The 7,286-nt window shown below is 65.4% G+C and carries 3 protein-coding genes, 1 pseudogene and 1 CRISPR repeat array; all 4 genes and pseudogenes read right to left on the reverse strand.

Features of this window, described 5'->3' with window-relative positions:
- Nucleotides 1–302: transposase (locus tag BL253_RS38790; protein ID WP_198946570.1), on the reverse strand; the 302-nt coding region annotated here is incomplete at its 3' end.
- A 2,206-nt stretch (nt 303–2,508) separates the two neighbouring features.
- Nucleotides 2,509–2,979: direct repeats of the CRISPR family, unit length 36 nt; unit sequence GCTTCAGTGATCGTCCGCCCTTGCGGGCGGAGCGAC.
- A 193-nt stretch (nt 2,980–3,172) separates the two neighbouring features.
- Nucleotides 3,173–3,742: pseudogene (locus BL253_RS38795) on the reverse strand (type I-G CRISPR-associated protein, Cas3-extension family); the annotation flags it as partial.
- A gap of 216 nt (nt 3,743–3,958) precedes the next feature.
- The gene (locus tag BL253_RS42110; RefSeq protein ID WP_131831711.1) at nt 3,959–4,894 is read right to left on the reverse strand and encodes a hypothetical protein; all 936 of its coding nucleotides are present in this window, start codon (nt 4,892–4,894) and stop codon (nt 3,959–3,961) included.
- Nucleotides 4,895–5,056: 162 nt separating this feature from the next.
- On the reverse strand, nt 5,057–5,935 hold the full coding sequence (locus BL253_RS38805) for a hypothetical protein (RefSeq protein ID WP_076823086.1): 879 nt from the start codon (nt 5,933–5,935) through the stop codon (nt 5,057–5,059).
- Nucleotides 5,936–7,286 lie beyond the last annotated feature (1,351 nt).

Below are 7,286 nucleotides of genomic sequence, written 5' to 3' on the forward strand. Positions count from 1 at the left end.
TTCTCCAGCTTGGCTTTCTCCGCACGGAGTTTCTCCAACTCCTTGTCCCGGTCATCGACCGGAGGGCGGCCCTTCGGTTTCGACAGGCCCGCCAACGCCCCGGCCTCCCGGGCCTTACGCCACTCCACGATATGCGCCGAGTACAGATTCTCCCGCCGCAGGATCGCGCCCTTCTGACCGTCCGGCGCCGCCTCGTACTCGTTCAGGATCCGCAGCTTGTACGCCGCCGAGAACGACCGCCGCCGCGCCTTCGGCTCGACCTCAGGGTCCGGCCGCCGGCCACCACCTTCACGCTCGTCCACACGGACATCATCGACCAGGCCCCGCCCAGCCGGCACTGCCATCGTCACGATCTTCCTCTCCCTACCCGCCCAGGTCACAAGATGATAGCTACTGCCTGACTCATCTCATCCTGACGGATAGGGGCGGAGCGACGCCACCACTGGCGAGGTCCTGCTAGACACGCTGGTGCTTCAGTGATCGTCCGCCCTTGTGGGCGGAGCGACACCGGGTCGCCGTGCCGGCACGTCGGGTCATCGAGTCACTTCGGTGATCGTCCGACCTCGCGGGCGGAGCGACGGGGCGGAGTAGTACGCCAGGTCGCCACCATCTGCGCCATGCTTCAGTGATCGTCAGGGCCTCGCGGGCGGAGCGACTCACGATTCCGTCCGGTACTCCTCCTTCCGTTCCGTGCTTCAATGATCATCCGTCCTTGCGGACGGAGTGACCTGCTCTCCTTCATCCTCCCGTCGGTGAAGTTCAAGCTTCAGTGATCGTCCATTCTTGCGGGCTGAGCGACCCTCCTCGGAGCGCGGGCGGCGGGCGTCGTTCACACAGCTTCAGTGATCGTCCGACCTTGCGGGTGAAGCGACACATACAGGTTTTCAGCCTGATCGCCAACGGGAGCGCTTCAGTGATCGTCCGTCCTTACGGGCGGAGCGACTCGTCCGGTGCATAGATCGCCAGCCGGGCGCCGGCACTTCAGTGATCATCCGCCCTCGCGGGYGGAGCGACCTGGTGGCGGCGTTGGTCGGCAGGATGTCCCACACGCTTCAGTGATCGTCCGTCCTTGGGGGCGGGACGACAACGAGGAAGACGCCGTGGGAGATGTATACCGAAGTGCTTCAGTGATCGTCCGCCCTCGCGGACGGAGCGACATCGCCCGGATGGAGTGGCATGCCGGACTGGCCGGGCTTCAGTGATCGTCTGTCCCGGAGGACGGTGCGACCCGAAGTCCCACAGCGGTGTTGCGGTGAACACGTTGCTTCAATGATCATCTGCYCCGACGGACGGTGCGACGAGGCCGGCGTGTGGTGCTGTGCCCGGCTCGACTGGTCGCTTCAGTGATCGTCCGCCCCGGAGAACGGTGCGGCCTAAAGCCCTGGGAGAATTGCAATCTGGGGCATGTACTTCAGTGATCGTCCGTCCCAAAGGACGGTGCGACCGGGGAGGTAGGCCGAGACGGTGTGCCGGCAGTTCGGGTGGCTTCAGTGATCGTCCGTCCCGGAAGACGGTACGACCTGAACCGGTCGGACACTTCGGTGGCGCCGGCCGCCGTCGGGCTTCAGTGATCATCCGTCCCGGAAGACGGTGCGACGACCAAGTGCTTTTCAGGCAGGCACACGGCGACCTACTGCTTCAGCGATCGTCCACCCCGGAGGACGGTGCGACATGATCGCGCGCGCGGTTTCGCTCCGCTTGTAGAGGTAGCGTCAGTGATCGTCCGTCGCCGAGGATGGCGCGACTCGTCGTTGCGGAGCACCAGGGCGCCCGACCCGGCCTCGCTTCAGTGATCGTCCGTCCCGGAGGGCGGTGCGGCATGAAGGGTTGGCTGCTCAACGACCCCAACTTCATGCTTCAGTGATCGTCCGTCCGAAGGATGGTGCGCCAGGTGGTGGTGCTGCCGTTCGCGACCTATCAGGCGTAGCTTCTGTGATCGTCTGTCCCGGAGGACGGTGCGCCATGGGAAAGGCGTTCAAGTACGCAGAGTCAATGGATCCGCTTCAGTGATCGTCCGTCCCGGAGGACGGTGCGTCCAGCGCCCGTCCGCGCATGATGGCAGAGAATGAATCCTTCAGTGATCGTCCGCCTCCGAGGACGGTGCGTCCAGGTCGACCGAAGCGGCGGACGCTACGAGCGCCTCCTTCAGTGATCGTCGACCTCGGAGGACGGTGYGCCAGTCGACGCCGATGTAATCGACTTTTGCGGGGTTCGGGCTTCAGTGATCGTCCGCCTCGGAGGACGGTGCGCCGGCGAGGTCGTCGAGACGCCTGACCCGCACCGCATTCTGCTTCAGTGATCGTCCGTCTCGGAGGACGATGCGTCCGGCGCTGGCGAAGGGCACCGACGGCTACGTGGTGTGGCTTCAGTGATCGTCCGTCTCGGACGACGGTGCGCCGCAACAACGCCGGAGCGAAGCTCGAAGCCTTCAAGCGGCTTCAGCGATCGTCCGTCCCGGAGGACGATGCGCCACTACCCGGAGACCGGCACCACGGTCGTTGCGGTGCAGCTTCAGTGATCGTCCGCCCTTGCGGGCGGAGCGACCCGCGGATGGTGCCGGCGACGGACTCGCGGACGGGGCTTCAGTGATCGTCCGCCTTTGTGCGCGGAGCGACATCCTTATCAAGGCGACCGAGGGTACGGGCTACGTGCTTCAGTGATCGTCCGCCCTTGCGGGCGGAGCGACGCTGGATCGAGGAGATCCCCGACTACGTCTGGGACCCGCTTCAGTGATCGTCCGCCCTCGCGGGCGGAGCGACCTCGGCCGGCTGGCCTCGGGCCGATTCGAACACACGGTGCTTCAGTGATCGTCCGCCCTTGCGGGCGGAGCGACCGGCCAGTCGACCGTGCTCTTCTGCCTCGCCATCGCGCTTCAGTGATCGTCCGCCCTTGCGGGCGGAGCGACGACCAGCCCTCGCCGGACCATGCCCACCAGGCCGGCAAGCTTCAGTGATCGTCCGCCCTTGCGGGCGGAGCGACAGCTCGCGGAATACAGGGGCGCTGAGCTGCCGATATGTAGGCGGTTGCGAGCGGTCCGCCGGGAGGATCACCTGTGGCGCGCTATGGAGGTGTCAAAGTACGGGCACAGCAGGTCTGACCTGCGTGCGAGCGGTCCTGCATGTTGGCGAGCGATCAGAGCGCTCGCGATGCGCGGCTCGATGGACTTTCCGGATCAAGGTGTCGGGCTGGTAGCGAGGACGGTGGAGGTAAGGGCTGGAGAGAGATCGGTGGGCGCACCGAAGGAGCCGTAGCCGCCTTGGTCGGTGCGTCGTATGGGAGCGGCGAGGAGGCGGTGAACGCCGAGGAGTTCGCGTTGGGGCTGGGTCATCTTGGTCAGGTTTGGGTGGGCGAGCAGGGACATGGTGACGCGGCTGGTCGTGGGGGCGTTCCAGAGGGGCCAGTGGAAGGCGCCTTCTTTCCAGCCAGGGTCGCAGGCGGTGGTGAGGAGTGTGGTGCCGCGGGTGGTGACGGGGAGGTGGCGCAGGCCGAGGAAGGCGAGCCAGTCGGCGCCGGGGACGCCGGTGGGTTTGGTGTCTTGGGGTGATCGGCTGGTGTGGGCGTAGACGCGTTCCCCGGTGGGGTCCCAGCGCAGGATCGGCAGTTTGGAGGCGTACCACCAGGGGCCGGTGAGCGCCTCGCGGAAGTCTGCGGGGCGAACCTTTTGCTGCAGGGTGCGGGCCATATCGAGGAAGAGCTGGTTGCCGGCGGTGAAGTGTAGGTGGGTGGGTTTGCTGACGCCCTTGCCGTCCGCCCTTGCAGGTGAAGCCCCGTCGGCGCCGCGTGATGATCTGGTGGTCGGTCGACTTTAGTGATCGTCCGCCCTTGCAGGCCGAACGGCTTGGTTGGCCCCTGCATCCCGCGCGTGATCAAATCGCTTCAGTGATCGTCCGGCCTGCAGGCGGAGCGAATGGCGTGAGCGCCAGGGATGCGGCGCGTAGCGACTACCAAACCGACAGCGTTACCGCGCTAGGTGATCGACGATCTCTCTGACCGCTCGGGAGAGATCGTCCGCGACCTCGTCCAGTGAGCGCAGCGTGAGACTTACCGTCTCGGTGTAGCCGGCGTAGGGCATCTTTGATGGCGGCACGCCATAGGGCAGGTTTAGTTTCCGCCACTGGTGCATCACGGACTCTTCGACGAGGCGTGCTTGACGTCCCGACATCGGCACGGTCCGAACGAGAACCCAACCTGTACTCTCGTGCAGCAGGATGCGCTTGCTCCCCGACTTTGCGATGCCCACCTTTGCCGCATTGCAGGTCGAGTGGATCATCAGATAGACCAAGGCGTTGTCTTCCGCCTTGATGCCGTACCCACCGCAGTATCGGCAAGGCCCGTTCCTCGCATTCTTGACGCTGTCCAGAAACGGAGTGATGTCCTTGCCACATTCCTCGTTGAGGCACCTCGCCGGCCAACGAACATCGATACCGGGATACCGTTCTAGCGGCTCGGCGCCCGCCACTCGGAGCATGTCCGCAGCAGCCTCTGGCGTGATCGGGCCGTTGCGCCGGCATCGGTCGCAGCATTTTTGCTGCCCCGCTTTGATGGCCTTCTTGACGCTCRACAGTGTCGGGGCCGTGATCTGTTCACAGTTACCGCATCGAGATCGCCACTGCGTATTAACGTCCTGATACCGTTCGATCGGCGTCAGACCCCGCCGAGCCATGATCGCCCTTGCCTCTTCCTCGGTCTTCTTCGCATAGCCGCTGCAGGCCCGGCACGGGCCCTGTGTCGAACCCGGCGAGCAGACGTTCCCGTACTTAGGACTGCCCTTCGTCCCGCATGTCGCGCAGCGGCCCGGCCAGCGCATGTCCGCTCCGAGAAACGGCCCGATCGGGATCCAGCCCCTGGCACGAATCCTCGCCTCGGCGACAGCAGGGTCGAGACGTGCTGGCATAGGTGCCCGCTTTCGTAGGTTGTCGAACAGCGCGTCGCCGTGTGACGGCCAGTCAGCCGGTCAGATCCCGGCCACCGCCGACTCCGCGCACTTGGCGTTGCAAAATTGCCCGGTTATCCACCAGCCACGACGCTTCCGGTACCGGCAGGATGTGCTCCGCGATCAGTACAGAGTCGCGGCAGTAGGTGTGACCTTGCCGCCTTGAAGCGGCGGCGTATTAAGGAGGCGGTCCCAGAACCAGGCTGGTGGAAGATACCCGTCGTGCTTCGCAGCAAGAAGGTCCTCGGCGTGGGTACGACGAGCCTCTTTCGTGGTGKCGCGGCGGAAGCCCTCGTTCTGGGCTAGCTCGGTGGCCAGCTGAGGCAGCTGGTTCTGGAGCCCCTGGTAGATCCGCTCACGTTCGACACCGAGCCGCTCCCGGGCCTCACGCAGAACTCGGAAGGCGATCCCATCCGGGTCGCTGCCGTTGAGGAATGCCGCCATCTCCGGATGCTCGAGCGCCGCGGCTCTGGCGCCGTACTCCGACATCGCGCGCCGCCGGAAACCGGACATCCCGATCAGCTCCGGTACGAGCCGTTCGACAGCCGCGTCTCGAGCGGCATGATCGATCGTCTGATGAACGCCGACGGTCGGCACGCGTAGCTGGTCGGCCTCCTCGATCAGGCGGTCGTACCAGCCGACGGTGACCTCCCAACGATGGACCACACCCTGGTAGGCGAATGYGTACTCGACATCGGTGGTCTCGCCGTCGTGAGGGCGCGCAGCGCGCAGGACTCGGCGGCGCGTCTTCTGCCGGTCGGCATCGTCGTCCTGGGGTAGGCCTTCAGCGAAGGCACCGTAATCGAAGACGGTAGCAACGCTGTAAAGCAGGCCGGACCCCACGCCGTGGGCTGCCCGCACAAAGTCCTCCCCAGCCATGTCATCCGGCCCAAGCTCGGCTTCCGGGCCCGCTGAGATCACCCGCACCGGCATCGTCACGAGCCCAAGCTCTCCCACCAGCTTGGTAACGGCCGCAGACAGGTCGGCCAGGTCGGTGCCCATCGCTACTCCCCACGACGCCGGACTGTGAGCGAGACGCTACGACAGGGGTCCGACAATTTCTCGACTGCCCGCACCGGGCCGCTCTCGTAGCCCTTTAAAGAGACTCACACGGGACACCTCGTTCGGGTGCAAGTCACGGATCGGATCGGCTGCCCGAACCGGAGACGCCGGGCCGATGCCCTCGGAAGGCGGTACGGCTGGTCTTGCGCCAGCCGGTCCGGGCCGGCAACAGGGTACTTCAGTGATCGTCCATCCCCGCAGGCGGAGCGACTTGAGAGTGTCGACTCGATCCACACCGTGATGGAGGCTTCAATGATCGTCCGTCCTTGCGGATGGAGCGACCGGCCGCGATCGAGACCTCCAAATGCGAAGCCCAGCAGCTTCGGTGATCACCCGTCCGTGCAAGCGGAGCGGCTTCGGGCGGGCCTTTCAGATCGACCATTTTCCCGCCGCTTCAGTGATCGTCCGCCCTGACAGGCGGAGCGACATGCGACGACGGTCATGCCGGGCACACCCACCTACCCGCTTCAATGATCATCCACCCTTGCAGGCGGAGCGACCGTTCGTCGGCGCGGGACACGAGAACCCGACAAGTGCTTCAATGATCGTCCGCCATTGCGAGCGGAGCGACCGATCCGCGCGACCCTCGCCGCGATCCAGAGCGACTAGCTTCAATGATCGTCCGCCATGGCGGGCCGACCAGGAGCTCAAGACCTGGCGGCCGGGCTGCGGGATCCCGCTTCAATGATCGTCAGCCCTCGCAGGCCGAGCGACCTGGGTCGCCGACCGGCTCGGCGAGTACCTCTGGTCGCTTCAATGATCGTCAGCCCTCGCAGGCCGAGCGACCCTGTGGCACTGGCGAGAGAATGAGCACCCCGTTTGGCTTTAATGATCTTCCGTCCTCGCGGGCCGAGCGACAGCTCTTGGAAAACAGGAGCGTTGAGCTGCCGATATGCAGGCGATCGCGAGCGGTCTGCCGAAAAGATCGGCTGGGGCGCGCTATAGAGGTGTCAAAGTGCGGGTGCAGGGGGTCTGACCTGCGTGCGAGCGGTGCCGCGTGTTGGCGAGTGATCAGAGCGCTCGCATTGCGCCCGGCGGGCCTCTTGGGATCAAGGTGTCGTGCTGGGAGTGAGGGCTGGCGGGAGGTCGTTGGGGGCGCGGAGCGGGGCGACGTCACTTCAGTGATCCTCCGCCCCGGAAGACGGCACGACCTCGACTTCCTAGCGTGCGACGCCGGTCGGGCGATGGGCCTTCAGTGGTTGTCCGTCCACGAGGACGGTACGCCACGACGACCTCAAAGGAGAGTACATCGGACTCTGGTAGCTTCAGCGATCTTCCGCCCTGAAGGGCG

The sequence above is a fragment of the Pseudofrankia asymbiotica genome, assembly GCF_001983105.1.
In the GTDB taxonomy this organism is placed as follows: Bacteria; Actinomycetota; Actinomycetes; order Frankiales; family Frankiaceae; genus Pseudofrankia; species Pseudofrankia asymbiotica.